This window comes from Scandinavium sp. NPDC088450, assembly GCF_044900545.1.
Taxonomy (GTDB): Bacteria; Pseudomonadota; Gammaproteobacteria; order Enterobacterales; family Enterobacteriaceae; genus Scandinavium.
Window position 1 is genome coordinate 134,341 of the sequence record NZ_JBJDNI010000007.1, and the last position, 18,479, is coordinate 152,819.

General features: G+C 54.7%; 14 protein-coding genes. 5 read left to right on the forward strand and 9 right to left on the reverse strand.

Going from position 1 to position 18,479, the window contains the following annotated elements; genetic code table 11:
- The first annotated feature begins 46 nt into the window (after positions 1–46).
- From ptsN to npr, 3 genes are read left to right on the forward strand one after another with little or no spacing between them, the layout of a single operon-like run.
- Complete coding sequence (ptsN, locus tag ACI2I2_RS08785; protein ID WP_404657571.1) at positions 47–538, forward strand: PTS IIA-like nitrogen regulatory protein PtsN; 492 nt, start codon at positions 47–49, stop codon at positions 536–538.
- Between the two features lie 33 nt (positions 539–571).
- Complete coding sequence (gene rapZ / locus ACI2I2_RS08790) at positions 572–1,426, forward strand: RNase adapter RapZ (protein WP_404657572.1); 855 nt, start codon at positions 572–574, stop codon at positions 1,424–1,426.
- Positions 1,423–1,695: a PTS phosphocarrier protein NPr gene (npr, locus tag ACI2I2_RS08795; protein WP_330983995.1), complete on the forward strand. Its 273-nt coding sequence runs from the start codon at positions 1,423–1,425 to the stop codon at positions 1,693–1,695. Before rapZ ends, npr begins: the two co-directional genes overlap by 4 nt.
- Before the next feature lie 190 nt (positions 1,696–1,885).
- Here npr and mtgA read toward each other — a convergent pair whose 3' ends face one another.
- From mtgA to ACI2I2_RS08815, 4 genes are all read right to left on the reverse strand, one after another.
- Entirely contained in the window at positions 1,886–2,611 is a 726-nt protein-coding gene (mtgA, locus tag ACI2I2_RS08800; protein WP_404657573.1) for a monofunctional biosynthetic peptidoglycan transglycosylase, read from the reverse strand.
- Positions 2,608–3,261, reverse strand: a complete 654-nt coding sequence (gene elbB, locus ACI2I2_RS08805) for an isoprenoid biosynthesis glyoxalase ElbB (protein ID WP_404657575.1) — start codon at positions 3,259–3,261, stop codon at positions 2,608–2,610. The genes mtgA and elbB overlap by 4 nt, the downstream gene beginning before the upstream one ends.
- Before the next feature lie 238 nt (positions 3,262–3,499).
- Positions 3,500–5,827, reverse strand: coding sequence for an aerobic respiration two-component sensor histidine kinase ArcB (gene arcB / locus ACI2I2_RS08810; protein ID WP_404657576.1), 2,328 nt, complete (start codon positions 5,825–5,827; stop codon positions 3,500–3,502).
- 160 nt (positions 5,828–5,987) lie between these two features.
- Positions 5,988–6,917: a TIGR01212 family radical SAM protein gene (locus ACI2I2_RS08815; RefSeq protein WP_404657577.1), complete on the reverse strand. Its 930-nt coding sequence runs from the start codon at positions 6,915–6,917 to the stop codon at positions 5,988–5,990.
- 669 nt (positions 6,918–7,586) lie between these two features.
- Between ACI2I2_RS08815 and gltB the strand changes: the two genes are divergently transcribed.
- The gene (gene gltB / locus ACI2I2_RS08820; RefSeq protein ID WP_404657578.1) at positions 7,587–12,047 is read left to right on the forward strand and encodes a glutamate synthase large subunit; all 4,461 of its coding nucleotides are present in this window, start codon (positions 7,587–7,589) and stop codon (positions 12,045–12,047) included.
- Between the two features lie 9 nt (positions 12,048–12,056).
- On the forward strand, positions 12,057–13,475 hold the full coding sequence (gene gltD, locus ACI2I2_RS08825) for a glutamate synthase subunit GltD (protein ID WP_404657579.1): 1,419 nt from the start codon (positions 12,057–12,059) through the stop codon (positions 13,473–13,475).
- Positions 13,476–13,520: 45 nt separating this feature from the next.
- Here the strand turns inward: gltD and nanQ are convergent, their stop codons facing one another.
- The 5 genes from nanQ to nanR form a co-directional block, all read right to left on the reverse strand.
- On the reverse strand, positions 13,521–13,988 hold the full coding sequence (gene nanQ, locus ACI2I2_RS08830) for an N-acetylneuraminate anomerase (protein WP_404657618.1): 468 nt from the start codon (positions 13,986–13,988) through the stop codon (positions 13,521–13,523).
- A complete protein-coding gene (locus ACI2I2_RS08835) occupies positions 13,975–14,859 on the reverse strand; it encodes an N-acetylmannosamine kinase (protein WP_404657580.1) in 885 nt (294 codons plus the stop codon). Before ACI2I2_RS08835 ends, nanQ begins: the two co-directional genes overlap by 14 nt.
- The gene (locus ACI2I2_RS08840) at positions 14,856–16,343 is read right to left on the reverse strand and encodes an MFS transporter (protein WP_404657581.1); all 1,488 of its coding nucleotides are present in this window, start codon (positions 16,341–16,343) and stop codon (positions 14,856–14,858) included. The genes ACI2I2_RS08835 and ACI2I2_RS08840 overlap by 4 nt, the downstream gene beginning before the upstream one ends.
- A gap of 111 nt (positions 16,344–16,454) precedes the next feature.
- The gene (gene nanA / locus ACI2I2_RS08845) at positions 16,455–17,348 is read right to left on the reverse strand and encodes an N-acetylneuraminate lyase (protein WP_404657582.1); all 894 of its coding nucleotides are present in this window, start codon (positions 17,346–17,348) and stop codon (positions 16,455–16,457) included.
- A gap of 135 nt (positions 17,349–17,483) precedes the next feature.
- Positions 17,484–18,263: a transcriptional regulator NanR gene (gene nanR / locus ACI2I2_RS08850; RefSeq protein WP_330984006.1), complete on the reverse strand. Its 780-nt coding sequence runs from the start codon at positions 18,261–18,263 to the stop codon at positions 17,484–17,486.
- Between the last annotated feature and the right edge of the window lie 216 nt (positions 18,264–18,479).

Sequence of the window (18,479 nt, forward strand, 5' to 3'; positions counted from 1 at the left end):
TACGCCTGTCCCGGTCCTTCGGGTCAGGCGGTACGCAGGTGAAATTATGATGAACAACGATTCGGCTCTGCAATTGAGCAATGTCCTTAACCAGGAATGTACCCGCAGTGCAGTTCACTGCCAAAGTAAGAAGCGCGCGCTGGAAATTATCAGTGAACTGGCCGCAAAACAGCTGAGCTTACCGCCACAGGTGGTATTCGAAGCGATCCTGACCCGTGAAAAAATGGGCAGTACAGGCATTGGTAACGGTATCGCCATTCCTCACGGTAAGCTGGAAGAGGATACGCTCCGCGCTGTCGGCGTGTTCGTGCAACTTGATACGCCTATCGCCTTTGATGCGATTGATAATCAGCCGGTCGATCTGCTGTTTGCCCTGCTGGTGCCAGCCGATCAAACCAAAACCCATTTGCATACTCTCTCTCTGGTGGCCAAACGCCTGGCGGATAAGACTATCTGCCGTCGCCTGCGCAGCGCGCAAAGCGATCAGGAACTGTATGAAATTATCACTGGCGAAGAGGTCAGTGATGATGATGCCTAACGGGAGCGTGGTTGTCGTAAGGAGAAACGGCTGATGGTACTGATGATCGTCAGCGGCCGCTCGGGCTCAGGTAAATCTGTTGCCCTGCGCGCGCTGGAAGATATGGGCTTTTACTGCGTGGATAACCTGCCAGTAGTGCTGTTGCCCGAACTGGCGAAAAGCCTTGCTGACCGGCAGATTTCTGCAGCGGTCAGCATTGATGTCCGTAACATGCCGGAATCCCCGGAGATTTTCGAACAGGCAATGCAAAACCTGCCGGAGACATTCTCTCCGCAGTTGCTGTTCCTTGATGCTGACCGCAACACGTTGATTCGTCGCTACAGCGATACGCGTCGCCTGCATCCGCTCTCAAGCAAGAATTTGTCACTGGAAAGCGCCATCGATCAGGAAAGCGATCTGCTGGAACCTCTGCGTTCCCGCGCAGACCTGATTGTCGACACCTCAGAAATGTCAGTCCATGAGCTGGCAGAAATGCTGCGTACTCGCCTGCTGGGCAAGCGTGAGCGTGAGCTGACAATGGTGTTTGAATCGTTCGGCTTTAAACACGGTATCCCCATCGATGCGGATTATGTGTTTGACGTGCGTTTCCTGCCAAACCCGCACTGGGACCCAAAACTCCGCCCAATGACCGGCCTCGATAAACCGGTGGCGGCGTTCCTCGACAGGCACACAGAAGTTCACAATTTTATCTATCAAACGCGCAGTTATCTTGAGCTATGGTTACCTATGCTGGAAACCAACAATCGTAGCTATCTGACAGTGGCGATTGGTTGTACCGGCGGTAAACATCGTTCGGTATATATTGCCGAGCAGCTTGCTGACTACTTCCGCTCGCGCGGCAAGAACGTTCAGTCACGTCACAGGACGCTGGAAAAACGTAAAACATGAGCGTAAAGCAAACCGTTGAAATCACGAATAAGCTGGGCATGCACGCCCGCCCGGCGATGAAGCTGTTTGAACTGGTGCAGACGTTTGATGCCGAAGTGCTGCTGCGTAATGACGAAGGCACTGAAGCGGAAGCCAGCAGCGTTATCGCGCTGCTGATGCTGGATTCCGCGAAAGGCCGTCAGATTGAGATAGAAGCCAGCGGCCCACAGGAAGAAGAAGCCCTCGCAGCAGTCATCGCGCTGTTTAATGCCGGGTTTGATGAAGACTGATTCAGCCTGATTTGCTTCTCCCTTAGCATTACCCCCTCTCCCCTGCCCTCTCCCTCAAGGGAGAGGGAGAAAGCCAGGCCAAACAGTCCCCTCTCCCTGAGGCGCGGGCTATCAAACTGCACACAACTGTCCCCTCTCCCTGAGGGAGAGGGTTAGGGAGAGGGGGAGATCTCAAAGCCAGATGCCCGGCTTAATATAGCTTGTTATCCCGCATAAACTCTTCCCCGCCCAATTGACGCATCTGGCGTAAAATCCACGCCTGTCGGCTGCGGATATAACCTGAAGGCGCATCGGCGCGGAATTTAATCGGGTTTGGCAAAACGGCAGCCAGAAGTGCCGCCTCGGACATCGTCAGCTTGCTTGCTGGCTTATGAAAATAGCGCTGCGAGGCCGCTTCAACGCCAAAAGTGCCCTCGCCAAATTCGGCAATGTTCAGGTAGACGGTCAGAATGCGCTTTTTACTCCAGACGGTTTCAATGCCCACCGTCAGACCCGCTTCCAGTCCTTTGCGCAACCAGCTTCGGCCATCCCACAGAAACAGATTTTTAGCGGTTTGCTGTGACAGCGTGGAAGCCCCGCGAATGCGGTTTTCGTTGCGTTCGTTATGGGCCAGCGCTTTTTCTATTGCGCCTACATCAAAGCCCCAGTGATCAGGGAATTTCTGATCTTCTGCGGCGATGACCGCCAGCCCCATCCACGGTGTCATCTCATCCATGCTCACCCAATCAGAGTGCGCGAGATAGTGGAAATTGCCGCTGAAGATCGCGCCTAGCTGACGCTCAACCATCACGGCTGAAAACGGCACCGGCAACACGCTGAAAAGCGCGATACCGCCGCCCCAAAATACCACCAGCACCAACACAACCCTGAGCAATATGCGTTTTAGCCAGGCCATCGGGGAACGCCGCCGACTCATTCGCTAAGCGCCAGTACGCGTGACACCAGCTTTTCTATCCCGGTGGCCGCTTCAGCAATATCCTGCGCCAGCATATATGCTGGGGTGGTGACAACTTTGTTCTCTTCATCGACCACAATATCGTCCACCGGACAAGGCACATGTTCTGCGCCCATCGCTTCCAGCACCTCCGCCGTATCGATATCGGTGCCGATAGTGATGCGCAGTGGGAAGTCAAAAATCTTCGGTAGCATCGCTGGGGCAATACACATGAAACCGAGCGGTTTCCCCGCCTGATGCATCGCGAGCGTGAGCGCTTTTAACTCCGCATCGACATGGCAATCACTGCCCTGGGAAGCGAAATTGCTGAGGTTTTTGGCCGCACCAAACCCACCAGGGACAATCAACGCATCCAGCGTTTCCACACTGGCCTGCGATAACGGCTGAATATCGCCGCGAGCAAGACGGGCGGCTTCAATCAGCACATTGCGGCTCTCGGCCATTGATTCACCAGTCAAATGGTTAATGACATCTGATTGCCCTTTATCCGGCGCGAAACAGACCGCCTGTGCACCGTTACGCGCAATGGCCAACAAGGTAATCACCGCTTCATGAATTTCGCTACCGTCATACACACCGCAGCCGCTCAGCACTACGCCAATTTTTTTCATCTCGCGTTTCCTTTAAGGCAACTGTCTGAAGCCCATGAATAATTTTGATTTAACCGCCATGCTTCACACATTTTACTGATTTACGTAACAAATAATTTAAGTTTTGCTATCTTAATGAACGTGCAATCCCATTCTCAGGTTGCGTCTGTTCAACACATGAAAACTCCAAAGGCGCAGCCACGTTTTCCCTGGTGTTGGCGCAGTATTCGCGCACCCCGGCTAGACCGGGGTCATTTTTTTATCGGTTCGCCACCCAGGCTTTCAGCGTCGCCACATCCTGTTGCCACTCGGTTTTCATCTCTTCAATCCATTCACCCACGTTATCCCACCAGGCGGGTAAATCTGGGGTTTGAATTTGCTGCCCCAACTGCTGGATATGGCGCAAACCAATCGATCCTGCTGCCCCTTTGATTTTATGCCCTTCCTCAACAATGCCTTTCTGGTCACGAGCCGTCAGGTTAGATTCCAGCACCGCCAGATAGCCCGGCATCATCTTCTCAAACACAGCCAGTCCGTCGGTAATCAGTTTGGGTCCCACCAGCTCGATATATTGCTCAAGCATATCGGTATCGAGTACGGCAGATGATTTGCTGTTGTCAGATGTCGTCACGCGGTTCTCCTCATCGTCAGGGGTGTCCCAGAATTTTTTAATCATGGCGGTCAGCGCAGGCACCGCCAGCGGTTTGCTAAGCACGTCATCCATGCCCGCATCGAGGTACTCTTTTTTGTCTTTCAGCACGTTGGCCGTCAGCGCCACCAGCGGCGGTAATTCATCGGCGTGATAACGCTGCTTCAGCTCACGCGAGATATCCAGCCCGGTCATATCCGGCAGCTGAATATCCAGCAGCACCAGGTCGTAGTCAGCAGGAGAGAACATTTCCAGCGCAGCGGTGCCGGTCATCGCCACATCCACGCTATTACCCAGCTTTTCAAGCACCGAGCGTGCAACAATCACGTTCAGCTCGATGTCTTCAACCAACAGCACGTGCAGCGCTGGCAGCGGCATCTCATCGTCATCCAGCGTATCTTCGACTTCTTCGGCCACAGCAGGCGCATGAACCGTCAAGGTAAAGATGGAACCCTGCCCTGGCTGGCTGACCACGGTGATATCGCCGCCCATGCTCTTCGCCAGACGACGTGAAACAGCGAGACCAATCCCGGTGCCCGTCGCAGGTTTCCCGCCCTGGCTGTCTTTGACCTGATAATACATGGCGAAAATCTTGTCCTGCTCTTCCTGTGGGATGCCCATGCCGGAATCTTCCACCTCGAAGTGCAGCATTTCACCTTCACCATAGCGAATCCGTACAGCGACAGTGCCCTGCTGGGTAAACTTGACCGCATTGCTGATCAGGTTCCAGAGGATCTGCCGCAGACGAGTCCCGTCCGTCGTGACTTTATGCGGCAGTGGCAAGGTCGGTTCCATCACGAAGCGCAGTCCTTTCTGCTGCGCCTGCAGCCCCGACAGATTTTCTAAATCCGCAAGGAAGCCCGTGAAGTCGACCGGCTGGTTATCCAACTGGACTTTACGGCGTTCCATCTTATCCATATCGATAATATCGTTGAAGATATTCCCCAACGTCACGGCAGAAACGTGGATGGTTTTCAGATACTTCTCCTGCTCGGAGGTTAACTCCGTGTCGAGCAGAATACGGCTCAGGCCGACAATACCGTTCAGCGGAGTACGCAGTTCGTGGCTGATGGTCGAAATGAAGGTGGTCTTGTCACGGCTGGCACGTTCAAGGGCGTCCTGATAGCGCTTACGTTCGGTAATATCACGGCCAAAGCCCATCAAGCCATGGCGTTTGCCGACGCGGTCGTAGTACGGCACTTTACGGATTTCGAAGCAGGCTTTACGCCCGTCCGGGTAATCAAGCCATTGTTCATAGGTCAGCGAAACGTTGTGGCGGAAGACTTTCTCGTCGGTTTCAATCACTTTCGCCGCCGCTTCCTCGGAATACACATCGGCGGGCTTCAGGTGAATCAGCTGCTTTTCACTTTTCCCGGTGAGCAATTCCATTGCGCGGTTACAGCCGGAAAATTCTTTGTCTTCGTTGCGGTAGAAGACCAAATCCGGGGACGCATCGAGGAACGAGCGCAGGAAGGATGATTGCTGCTCTAGCTGGATCTGGGTTTCTTCGCGCTCTTTCATCTCAATTTTGAGCTGCTCCAGCGTGGTCTGGCGCTCAGCCTCTGCTTTCTCACGATCGCTGATTTCCTGGTTGAGCTGCGCAATGTTGTCTTTAAGCTGCACATTGAGCTTCAGGTCGCGGTCGCGCATCTCCTCCAGTTTCTCCACCAGCTTTGACAGACGCTGGCGAGACTCCTCCAGTTGCTCCACCACTACCGACAGAAAATAGACCGCCCAGGGCGTAATCAACAAACCAAAGAAGATGGAGCGGATGACATCAATGCTTTCAACCTGACCATGCAGAACCATGGTGACAGCCATCTGCACCACAATTGCCAGCACCACCAGCGCCAGTGCGAGCAGCATTGAGAAGCGTACCAGGCCGAGCTTCATCATCAGGTCGACATAGTACTGCGCAAGCATTCGAATTTGCTTCATAGGGATTTCCTTCACCACAACGTCGCTCAATAATACCCAATTCTGAGCAACGCGTTGAAGGTTGTGCGAAAAATGCGGGGAAGATTGGGATCAGGTGCGGTCTGATACCCGCTGCGGTGACATTCTGCTCGGTCGGATTCCCTCTCCCGCCGAGAGAGGGCTAGGGAGAGGGGGCAATCCAACCCTGACCTAATGCGGACCCCTGAACGCCGTGTTCATTGAGATATTTGTCCAGTTCCAGCATCCCGGTCCAACGGTTCTCACACCATAGCGGGGCCAATAACGTCGGGCGGCGGGCGTTGGCCGAGATTCGGTGATAGACGATTTCCGGCGGCGTATGGCGAATCATTTCCCCTGCCGTGATGGTGTACTCGTCGAGCTCAATGCCCTGAAGCCGTCCGGCTTCCCACGCTTTCGCCATAATGCTGCCAGCCACGATATGCAGAGGATGCAGCTTGATGCCGTCTGCGCCGGTATCGACCACTTTATTCAGCGTCTCCAGGCACTCTGTTTGCCCTTCGCCAGGCAAGCCTACAATCAGGTGCGTACACACTTTCAACCCGCGCTCGCGCGCTAAGCGTGTGGTTGCCTGATAGCAGGCAAAATCGTGACCACGGTTAATGCGATGCAGAGTTTTATCCTTTGCGCTTTGCAGGCCCAGCTCCAGCCACACTTCGTAACCCTGATCTTTATATTCACTGAGTAAATCCAGCACCGCTTCCGGCACGCAGTCCGGCCTAGTGCCCACACACAGGCCAACAATATTAGCCTGGCTGACCGCCTGTTGATACATCGACCGAAGCACCTGGACTTCAGCGAAGGTGCTGGTATAGGCCTGGAAGTAGGCCAGATAGCGTTTGGCGCGATTGACGAGGTGCGCCTGATGCGCCAGCTGATCGGCAATGGATTTGTGCTGCTGAGTTTCATCGGCAAACGAGGCGACATTACAGAACGTACAGCCGCCACGTCCAAGGGTGCCATCGCGGTTTGGGCAGCTGAAACCGCCGTGCAGCGTGAGCTTATGAACCTTTTCGCCATAGCGGCGTGAAAGATCCCCACCAAACATATTGACTAATTTCTGTAACTGCATAATCTGATAGACCGCGCCTTTCAAAGAGGTGCAAAGCCTGCCATTTTTAGTCTCTTTCGGCGATGACCTGGATCAAGCGCCCCGGAGACCTTACATCTATTGCATAAACAATCAAGATAACTGCAATTTCATTCACCCTCTGGGTGATTACTTTTCCTTATGTTCCCCCCTCAATTTTCACGATTGCCGTCACAGATTAAAAACAGTGTCATCATGGGCATTCACGCCCCTCGGTAGAATATTCTACTGCGATAAAAAGAGCATTCAGCACAGATCCGAGATTATACCGCTTACAGATAGTGAGAGAGATCACATTCACCAGGTGTATTCAGGTAGGTAAATGCAATGTAAAAAAGCACAAATACGCTTATATATCATCGCATTAACAGCTCTATAGCACATTTTTGTATAAATAAGATTGCCATTTGACCTGTGTGCGGATTCCCGATAACTTGAGGATCCGCTGGAAGCTTTCTCGATGAGCGGTCTGCTCATCATATTTATGCAGTAATTGAGATTCCCTCTGAAGCAAGTCCGCAATACTTGTTTACCGATGCGAAAGGATGTTGAGAGGGCGAATGCGTGGCCTGTGCCCCGCCGCCTTGCTCGAACTGTGCCTGCGCGCAACGGTCCGGAGTGATTCCGTAGAGCCTGGGGAGGTTCACTGATATGTTGTACGATAAATCCCTTGAGAGGGATAACTGTGGTTTCGGCCTGATCGCCCACATAGAAGGCGAACCTAGCCACAAGGTAGTGCGTACCGCGATCCACGCACTGGCCCGCATGCAGCACCGTGGTGCTATCCTTGCCGACGGTAAAACCGGTGACGGCTGTGGTCTGCTTTTGCAGAAACCGGACCGTTTCTTCCGTCTGGTCGCCGAAGAGCGCGGCTGGCGTTTAGCCAAAAACTACGCCGTCGGTATGCTGTTCCTGAACAAAGATCCTGAGCTTGCGGCGGCTTCACGTCGCGTCGTTGAAGAAGAGCTTCAGCGTGAAACCCTGTCGATTGTCGGCTGGCGCGATGTGCCAACCAACGAAGGGGTGCTCGGTGAAATCGCCCTCTCCTCGCTGCCACGTATCGAACAAATTTTCGTGAACGCCCCGGCTGGCTGGCGTCCACGAGATATGGAACGTCGCCTGTTCATCGCGCGTCGCCGTATCGAAAAACGCCTGCAGGAAGACAAAGACTTCTACGTTTGTAGCCTGTCGAACCTGATCAACATTTATAAAGGTCTGTGTATGCCGGCGGATTTGCCGCGCTTCTACCTGGACCTTGCGGACCTGCGTCTGGAGTCGGCCATCTGCCTGTTCCACCAGCGCTTCTCCACCAATACCGTGCCTCGCTGGCCGCTGGCACAGCCGTTCCGCTATCTGGCGCACAACGGTGAAATCAACACCATTACCGGCAACCGTCAGTGGGCGCGTGCGCGTACCTACAAATTCCAGACGCCATTGATTCCCGATCTGCACGATGCCGCGCCGTTCGTTAACGAAACCGGTTCTGACTCCAGCTCGATGGATAACATGCTCGAACTGCTGTTGGCAGGCGGGATGGATATCGTGCGTGCGATGCGTTTGCTCGTTCCGCCAGCCTGGCAGAACAACCCGGACATGGACCCAGACCTGCGCGCCTTCTTCGACTTTAACTCCATGCACATGGAGCCGTGGGATGGTCCGGCGGGTATCGTAATGTCCGATGGTCGTTATGCTGCCTGTAACCTCGACCGTAACGGTCTGCGCCCGGCACGCTACGTCATAACTAAAGACAAGCTCATCACCTGCGCCTCGGAAGTCGGGATCTGGGATTACCAGCCTGATGAAGTGGTCGAGAAAGGCCGCGTGGGCCCGGGCGAGTTGATGGTTATCGACACCCGTGCTGGCCGCATTCTGCATTCTGCGGAAACTGACCACGACCTGAAAATCCGCCATCCGTATAAAGAGTGGATGGAGAAAAACGTCCGCCGTCTGGTGCCGTTCGAAGATCTGCCGGACGAAGAAGTGGGCAGCCGCGAAATGGACGACGACTCGCTCGCCAGCTACCAGAAACAGTTTAACTACAGCGCCGAAGAGCTGGATTCAGTGATTCGGGTGCTGGGCGAAAATGGCCAGGAAGCGGTTGGCTCAATGGGTGACGATACCCCGTTTGCCGTACTTTCCAGCCAGCCGCGCATCATTTACGACTACTTCCGCCAGCAGTTTGCGCAGGTCACCAACCCGCCAATCGATCCGCTGCGTGAAGCGCATGTGATGTCACTCGCCACCAGCATTGGCCGTGAAATGAACGTCTTCTGTGAAGCAGAAGGCCAGGCGCACCGCCTGAGCTTCAAATCGCCGATTCTGCTGTACTCCGATTTCAAACAGCTGACCACCATGCAGGAAGATCATTATCGCGCCGATACGCTCGATATTACTTTCGATGTGAGTGAAGCTACGCTTGAAGAAACCGTTAACGCGCTGTGCGATAAAGCCGAGCAAATGGTCCGTAACGGCACCGTACTGCTGGTGCTTTCTGACCGTAACATCGCCAAAAACCGTCTGCCTGTCCCTGCGCCAATGGCGGTCGGGGCGATTCAGACGCGTCTGGTCGATAAGAGCCTGCGCTGCGACGCCAACATCATCGTTGAGACCGCAAGCGCCCGTGACCCGCACCACTTTGCGGTGCTGCTGGGCTTCGGCGCGACGGCTATCTACCCGTACCTCGCCTATGAAACCCTGGCGAAGCTGGTTGATAACAAAGCCATCGAAAAAGACTATCGCCATGTGATGCTGAACTACCGTAACGGCATCAACAAAGGCCTGTACAAAATCATGTCCAAAATGGGCATCTCGACCATCGCCTCTTACCGTTGCTCCAAGCTGTTTGAAGCCGTCGGTCTGCACGATACCGTGGCCAATACCTGCTTCCAGGGTGTGGTCAGCCGTATCGGTGGTGCCGGGTTTGATGACTTCCAGCAGGACCTGCTGAATCTGTCCAAACGTGCCTGGCTGGCGCGTAAGCCTCTGGATCAGGGCGGTTTGCTGAAATACGTTCACGGCGGCGAATATCATGCCTATAACCCGGACGTGGTTCGCACCCTGCAAGAAGCGGTGCAGAGCGGCGAGTACAGCGACTATCAGCGTTATGCTCAGCTCGTTAACGAACGCCCGGCGGCAACGCTGCGTGACCTGCTGGCGCTGAATCCAGGTGATGAAGCAGTTAGCATCAACGAAGTAGAACCGGCGAAAGAGCTGTTCAAACGCTTTGATACTGCGGCAATGTCCATCGGCGCACTGAGCCCTGAAGCGCACGAAGCGCTGGCTGAAGCGATGAACAGCATCGGCGGTAACTCGAACTCCGGCGAAGGCGGTGAAGATCCTGCGCGTTACGGCACCAATAAAGTGTCGCGCATCAAGCAGGTCGCTTCTGGTCGCTTTGGTGTGACACCAGCCTATCTGGTCAATGCCGACGTCATTCAGATTAAAGTTGCTCAGGGTGCTAAACCGGGTGAAGGCGGTCAGTTGCCGGGTGATAAAGTCACGCCGTATATCGCCAAACTGCGCTATTCCGTCCCTGGCGTGACCCTGATTTCGCCACCGCCGCACCATGATATCTACTCTATCGAGGATCTGGCGCAGCTGATTTTCGACCTGAAACAGGTCAACCCGAAAGCGATGATCTCCGTGAAGCTGGTGTCAGAACCAGGCGTCGGCACCATCGCCACCGGTGTAGCAAAAGCATATGCAGACCTGATCACCATCGCGGGTTATGACGGCGGTACCGGCGCAAGCCCACTGTCCTCCGTGAAATACGCGGGCTGTCCGTGGGAACTCGGTCTGGTGGAAACCCAACAGGCACTGGTGGCTAACGGTCTGCGTCATAAGATTCGTCTGCAGGTCGACGGCGGTCTGAAAACCGGCCTGGATATTATCAAAGCGGCGATCCTCGGGGCTGAAAGCTTTGGCTTTGGTACCGGCCCGATGGTCGCGCTCGGCTGTAAATACCTGCGTATTTGCCACCTGAACAACTGTGCAACCGGTGTGGCAACTCAGGACGACAAACTGCGTAAGAATCACTACCACGGCCTGCCGTTCAAAGTGACCAACTACTTTGAATTTATCGCCCGTGAAGTCCGTGAATTAATGGCGCAGCTCGGCGTGAAACGCCTGGTAGACCTGATTGGCCGTACCGACCTGCTCAAAGAGCTGGACGGTTTCACCGCCAAGCAGCAGAAACTGGATCTGGCGAAACTGCTGGAAACCGCAGAGCCGCATCCTGGCAAAGCGCTGTACTGCACCGAGAACAACCCGCCGTTCGATAACGGCGTGCTGAACGCGCAGCTGCTGCAACAGGCAAAACCGTTTGTCGACGACAAGCAGAGCAAAACGTTCTGGTTTGATATTCGCAACACTGACCGTTCCGTGGGCGCATCGCTGTCGGGCTATATCGCTCAGACGCACGGCGATCAGGGCTTAGCCTCTGACCCGATTAAAGCGCACTTCAGCGGTACCGCAGGCCAGAGCTTCGGCGTGTGGAACGCAGGTGGCGTGGAACTGCACCTGACCGGCGATGCCAACGACTACGTCGGCAAAGGCATGGCGGGCGGTCTGCTGGCCATTCGTCCTCCGGTGGGTTCTGCCTTCCGCAGCCACGAAGCAAGCATCATCGGCAACACCTGTCTGTACGGCGCAACGGGCGGTCGTTTATATGCCGCAGGCCGTGCGGGTGAGCGTTTCGGCGTGCGTAACTCCGGTGCCATCACCGTGGTCGAAGGCATTGGTGACAACGGCTGTGAATACATGACCGGCGGCATCGTCTGTGTGCTTGGTAAAACCGGCGTCAACTTTGGCGCGGGCATGACTGGCGGCTTCGCTTATGTGCTGGATGAAGACGGTGATTTCCGCAAACGCGTGAACCCGGAACTGGTGGAAGTGCTGGACGTTGAAACTCTCGCTATCCACGAAGAGCATCTGCGTGGGCTTATCACCGAGCACGTTCAGTTGACCGGTTCTTCGCGTGGCGAAGAGATCCTGGCGAACTGGCCAGCGTTCTCCGCGAAATTCGCTCTGGTTAAACCGAAGTCCAGCGATGTCAAAGCACTGTTGGGTCACCGTAGTCGTAGCGCCGCTGAGTTGCGCGTGCAGGCGCAGTAAGGAATTCAGATGAGTCAGAATGTTTACCAGTTTATCGACTTGCAGCGTGTTGACCCACCGAAGAAGCCGCTGAAGATCCGTAAAATTGAATTTGTTGAGATCTACGAAACGTTCTCCGAAGGCCAGGCCAAAGCACAGGCAGACCGCTGCCTGTCCTGCGGTAATCCGTACTGCGAGTGGAAATGTCCGGTTCATAACTACATCCCGAACTGGCTGAAGCTCGCTAACGAAGGGCGGATTTTTGAAGCGGCAGAACTGTCGCATCAGACCAACACTTTGCCGGAAGTCTGCGGCCGAGTGTGCCCACAGGACCGCCTGTGCGAAGGTTCCTGTACCCTGAACGACGAGTTCGGTGCGGTAACCATCGGCAACATCGAGCGCTATATCAACGATAAAGCGTTCGAAATGGGCTGGCGTCCGGACATGACCGGCGTGAAACAAACCGGTAAGAAAGTGGCGATCATTGGTGCAGGCCCTGCAGGCCTCGCCTGTGCCGACGTACTGACCCGTAACGGCGTCAAAGCAGTGGTCTTCGACCGCCATCCGGAAATCGGTGGCCTGCTGACCTTTGGTATTCCGGCGTTCAAACTGGAAAAAGAAGTCATGACCCGTCGTCGTGAAATTTTCACCGACATGGGCATTGAGTTCAAACTCAACGTCGAAGTGGGCCGTGATGTTCAGCTCGACGATCTGCTGGGCGAGTACGATGCGGTGTTCCTCGGCGTGGGCACTTACCAGTCAATGCGTGGCGGCCTGGAAAACGAAGATGCGAATGGCGTGTTTGATGCACTTCCGTTCCTGATTGCCAACACCAAACAGATGATGGGCTACGGCGAGACAACCGAAGAGCCGTACGTGTCGATGGAAGGCAAACGCGTTGTAGTTCTGGGCGGTGGCGATACCGCGATGGACTGCGTGCGTACCTCCATTCGTCAGGGCGCAACGCACGTCACCTGTGCTTATCGTCGTGACGAAGAGAACATGCCAGGTTCTAAACGCGAAGTGAAAAACGCGCGTGAAGAAGGCGTGGAGTTCCAGTTCAACGTCCAGCCACTGGGCGTGGAAGTGAACGCAAACGGTAAAGTGAGCGGCGTGAAAATGGCGCGCACCGAGATGGGCGCACCAGATGCCAAAGGCCGTCGCCGTGCTGAAATCGTTGCGGGTTCAGAGCACGTTGTGCCTGCTGATGCTGTCGTGATGGCGTTTGGTTTCCGTCCTCACAGCATGGAATGGCTGGCGAAACACAGCGTCGAACTGGATTCTCAGGGCCGTATTATTGCGCCAGAAGGCACCGAAAATGCCTTCCAGACCAGCAACCCGAAAATCTTTGCCGGTGGCGACATCGTGCGTGGTTCAGATCTGGTGGTTACTGCGATTGCCGAAGGCCGTAAGGCTGCTGATGGCATCATGAACTGGCTGGAAGTGTAATCGTTCAGAAAAGTAAGCCGGAGGGTCTGCACCCTCCGGCTTTTTTTATGCGCTAAGCAAACTGGCGCGGACCTTGATGACCACCTTTTTGATTTCGGCTTCATCTGTGACCACACAACCTGGCTTATGAGGTTCACCCGGCATGAAGACCGCAAACATGCCAGGCTTCATGCTAATGCTCTGCTCTTCTTCAATGCGACAGCAAAGCTGATAATCCTCTTCAATGTGCCTCGCTTCACCTTCACGCGCAGAATCCGCAACGCCATACAAAATACGTTCTTCACCGGCTAAAAGAAGCTGGATATCAATGTACTGCACATGCAACTCGGCTTTTTTCAACTCCGGTGCCTGGGTGGCAAACTGCATCACATTCATAAACACATCGTCACCCTGTAGCTCGTAACGCCCGGGCGCTTTATCCTGTGGCCAAGCCTGCTGCGCCAGCAACAGCGCATTCACCAACAGAGGATGCATACCCGCACGCGACAGACTTTCGACTTCACCTGCAATCATCATTGCTCCTTTGAGCCAGCATCGCGGCCCCTAATAATCCCGCATCATGTCGGTAATGAGCCGCCGTCACCTCTACGTGATAGACAGGTGGCTCTTGTGCAAGAAAGCGCCGTACAGCGTCCAGATAGCCATCAGCCAACCCGACGCTGCCGCCTATCACAACGCGCTGGCAATCTGTAATGGCCTTCACGTCAGCAATCAGCCGGGCAAGGACTTGCGCTGAGCGATTAACCAGTGCCTGTGCCTGGACGTGTCCCTGTGCTGCATGGGCGAAAATCGTTTTGGCATCCAGCCCGGATAAATCACCAGACGCATGCGCCGAAATGCCTCTTCCGGAAGCGATAGCTTCGACGCATCCGACACGTCCACAACCACAGACTGCGCCAGTTGGATCAGCCAGCGTATGCCCCAGATGCCCGGCAAGACCACCCGCTCCTGTCTGTAAGTTGCCACCACTAATGACACCGCCCCCCACGCCTGTCGACACGGTGATGAACACCATATCTTCATTCTGCATCCCTGATGCCTGATACTCCGCCCAGGCCGCAGCCTGAGCATCGTTGATGGCGATTGTTGGAAGGCCAGTGAGTTTCTCAAGCCGTTGCACCAACGGATAATGCAGCAAGCCACCAAGGTTATGAGGGTTGATCGCCAGCAGCGTCCCTTCCCGAATAATCCCCGTAGAGGCGATGGCAACACGCTCCGCCTGTTTGGCTATCGGCGCGACCAGTTCTGCTAAAGCGGCATCCAGAGCATCCGGCGTTTGGCTGGCTGGCGTGGGTATTTCCCGCCGTTCGCGCACTTGCAGTAAGTCATCGACGAGGGCCGCGGCCAGCTTTGTCCCGCCAATATCAATAGCCAGCGTGGTCATTTCAGCGCCTCTTGTTTGTGTTTAATCCCACCAAACGGCACTGCACCACTGAACGGCTTACCATCAATCGAATCATGGGTACGCAGCGCTTCTGGGCGGATCCAGCGCTGGACGCGCGTCGGCATATCCAGACCAATCAACAGGATGACGACAAACGTCAGACCAAAGGAGAGCGAGCCCAGCGCGGTACCCAGTTCAAGACGTTGTGCCAGCAGAGCACCGATTACCGGAGCCATCGCGCCACCTAATGCGCCGACGTTATAGGTAAACCCAAGCCCGGCCGCGCGCTGATCGGTATCGAAATAGCCGCCGATGAGTTTCGGTAAGATCCCGGAAATCCCCTGACCCAGCATCTGCTGGAAGAAGAGAAGAAGACCCAACGCCCAGATATTGCCGCCACCGATGGCAAAAACCGGGATGATGAGCAACTGCGAAACCAACAAGCTGCAAACGTAGGCTTTTCGTGTACCCAGCCAGTCGCCGAGGAAACCGCCTACACAACAGCCAACCGCTGCGCCAAAGCCACTAAAGAACAGCACCCGAGCGACCATCGCCGGATCATACGCCAGATCAGTTTTCAAATAGGTCGGCAGCAGTGCCTGAATCGGCCATGAATAGAGGAACGCAAACAGAACCACCACCATCAGTGTGACGCCCGTCGGCCAGCGCTTACCGCTGCTTTGCACCATAAAGCTGATGAATACGCAGGCACAAAGCAGACCCAGGATCACCACCAGTCCGGCATTGTTGAGCTCTCCGGCAAAGCAGAACCACAGCGCCGTTCCTGCAAACAGAGTCATGACGATGTTGATCACGCGATATTTGCCGCGATAAAGAATATCGACCATCGTGCGTACCGGCGCTTTGCCTTCATGCTTCGCTTTCCAGTCTTCCGCTTCAGGGATGTTTTTACGCAACCACAGCGCGAACACAATCGGGATAATGCCGAGGAAGAACAAGGCACGCCAACCCCAGACGGGCACGACAAGACTGTATACCTGCGCAGCAATCACCGCGCCAACCGAGAAGCCGGAGATAAGAAACCCGCTGGCTTTGTTACGCAGGTGTTTTGGCCAGCTTTCAATCACATAGGTCGCGCTGGAGCCATACTCCCCCGCCATGCCCATGCCAATCACCATGCGGGCAATAAACAGGGTGATGTAGCCAGGCGCAAAGCCACACGCCAGCGTGCCGCAGGAAAACAGCACGATACTGGTGATCATCGCAAGCTTACGTCCGTATCGATCGCCCATGGCACCCAGCAACAATCCGCCAAACCAGCGCGAGATAAATGCTGCCGAGATAAGGCTTGCCGCCTCGACGGTGGTTAAGCCAAATTCACTTTTTATTTCTGTCAGCACTAATGCAATTAACACAAAATCAAAGCCATCAAGCAGATAGCCCAACCAGGCGGCCGAGAATGCTCGCCACTGAGGGCGCGTAAGATGGCGGTACCACGGGATGCTTTGGGTAGGGATACTCATAACACTCTCCCGACGAATTCTTTGTTGTATTGCCGGATGACGGCTGCGCCTTATCCGGCCTACGTGCCATGTCTGGTAGGCCGGATAAGCGAAGCGCCATCCGGCAATGAATTAGCGCTTTTCAGCCATCAGTTGCTCTGCGAGGGCTTTCAGCTCCGGCAGATACTGCTCCGCCACCGGGGCAAAAGGCTTGCGGCACAACGGAACAGAGAGGACGTCCATATAGTGCAGAACGGTTTTCAGGCCACGGAACACGCCGACTTTGATGAGCAGGTCGATTACCTTGTTACACTCACTTTGCAGACGATGCGCTGTGGCGTTATCGCCTTCGCGAACTGCCTTCGCGATGGCCTGATAGCGCCAGCCCATAATGTTGTAGGTACTGCCGATCCCACCGTCAGCACCCGCCAGCAGGCCAGAAGCGAAGATCTCGTCGTAACCGTTGTAAAGCACCAGATCCGGATGTTCACGGCGGATCTGCTCCATCTGGAAGAGATCGCCCGAGGTTTGCTTGAGCGCACCCACGCCAGGTAAGGTCACCAGGGTGTTGATCTGTTCGAGCGATAATTTCACGCCACTCAGCGCCGGAATGTTGTACACCACCATCGGCAATCCATCAGCCGAATCAATAATTGCACGGTAGTGGTCGCAGTGTTCTTCAAAACTGAAGGGATAGTAAAACGGTGTGACGGCCGACACAGCATCAAAGCCCAGACGGCTCGCGGTCACTGCCAGTTGCTGACTTTCCGCCGTGCTGACACAACCCACATGGGCGATTAAGGTGATTTTGCCTTTCGCCTCTTCAGCCACAACTTCCATCACCTGTTCACGCTCGGCCAGGCTCTGTACAAAGGCCTCGCCCGTCGATCCTCCCACGTAAAGCCCATCAATTCCCTGCTGAATGTTGAACCGCACAAGGCGGCGCAGGCTCTCTTTGTCCAGTGCCTGCTGGGTGTTGAACGGGGTCAGGAGTGCGGCCATTACGCCACGTAATTGCTTTGCCATAGATACCTCAATGAATGACTGGAGTGTTTTTACGATATACCTTTATACCTGTTATACCAGATCATTTATGCAGCACCTTATACAGAACGCTTATATTGCGATCTGCTTCACTAAACGATCGTCAGGATCGTTGGGCTACTTTTTCTTTTTGTTTTGGCCGAAGGCGTGCCAGGTGGCAGAAACGCTATTCAGATGGGTTTGCAAAGCGCGATCAGCTTCTTCTGGATCTCGCTGGCGGATAGCCTCGACGATCGCAATGTGCTGCTGATAGCTGACGTTATTGTGCTGATAGAGTTCTTGATCGGAGACTTTCGGACGGGCGGCAATCAGCCAGTCGAGCAATGCTACGTGGATTGCCATGAAGATAGGATTACCGGGGATTTCCGCCAGCACGCGGTGAAATTCAACGTCTGAACGGATGAACAACGCATTGTCATCCAGTGACTGGCTGTTGAGTTCAAGTGCTTTGGCCAGACGCTCTACCTGCTCGTCACTGGCGTGTTCAGCGGCATAACGCACGAGGCTTGATTCAAAAAACAGACGCAGCTGTTCGAAATGGGCAATGCCACCAGGGTGCGCGAGAAAATCTTTCGCCATGCCGGACAGCTCGCTGATGATGGTATCAGCCGAAGGTCGCGACACGCGGGCGCGTTCACCATTGTTGATCTGCACCAGACCTTTACGTTTGAGCGCGGCTAAGGCCTCACGCACGGAAGGACGCCCCACATTGAAAAAAGTCATCAGCTCACGCTCGGAAGGAAGCTGCTCACCTTCGGCAAACTCACGACGGCGGATCATTTGCTCCAGCTCTTCTTCGACCATCTCCGACAGCTTTTTACGCGCCAACGGACGTCGGCTCAGACTGCGGCCGATGGTTTCAGAGGTCTCTTCTTCCTGAGGATCAAATGCGTTCATTGCGGTTCCTGGCGCCAGGTGACAGTAAGTGACAACAAAGTGATAGTAACACAGGATTTTTAGGCAGGTGAAATGAGGCACAAAACAAAACAGGCCCAAACGGGCCTGTGAGACTGATGACAAACCTCTAACGAGTACCGTTTTGTCATGGGTGGCAGAACAAAAAAAAAGGAAAATCAATTCATTGATTTTCGGCTGCTCACCACAAAGAAGGAA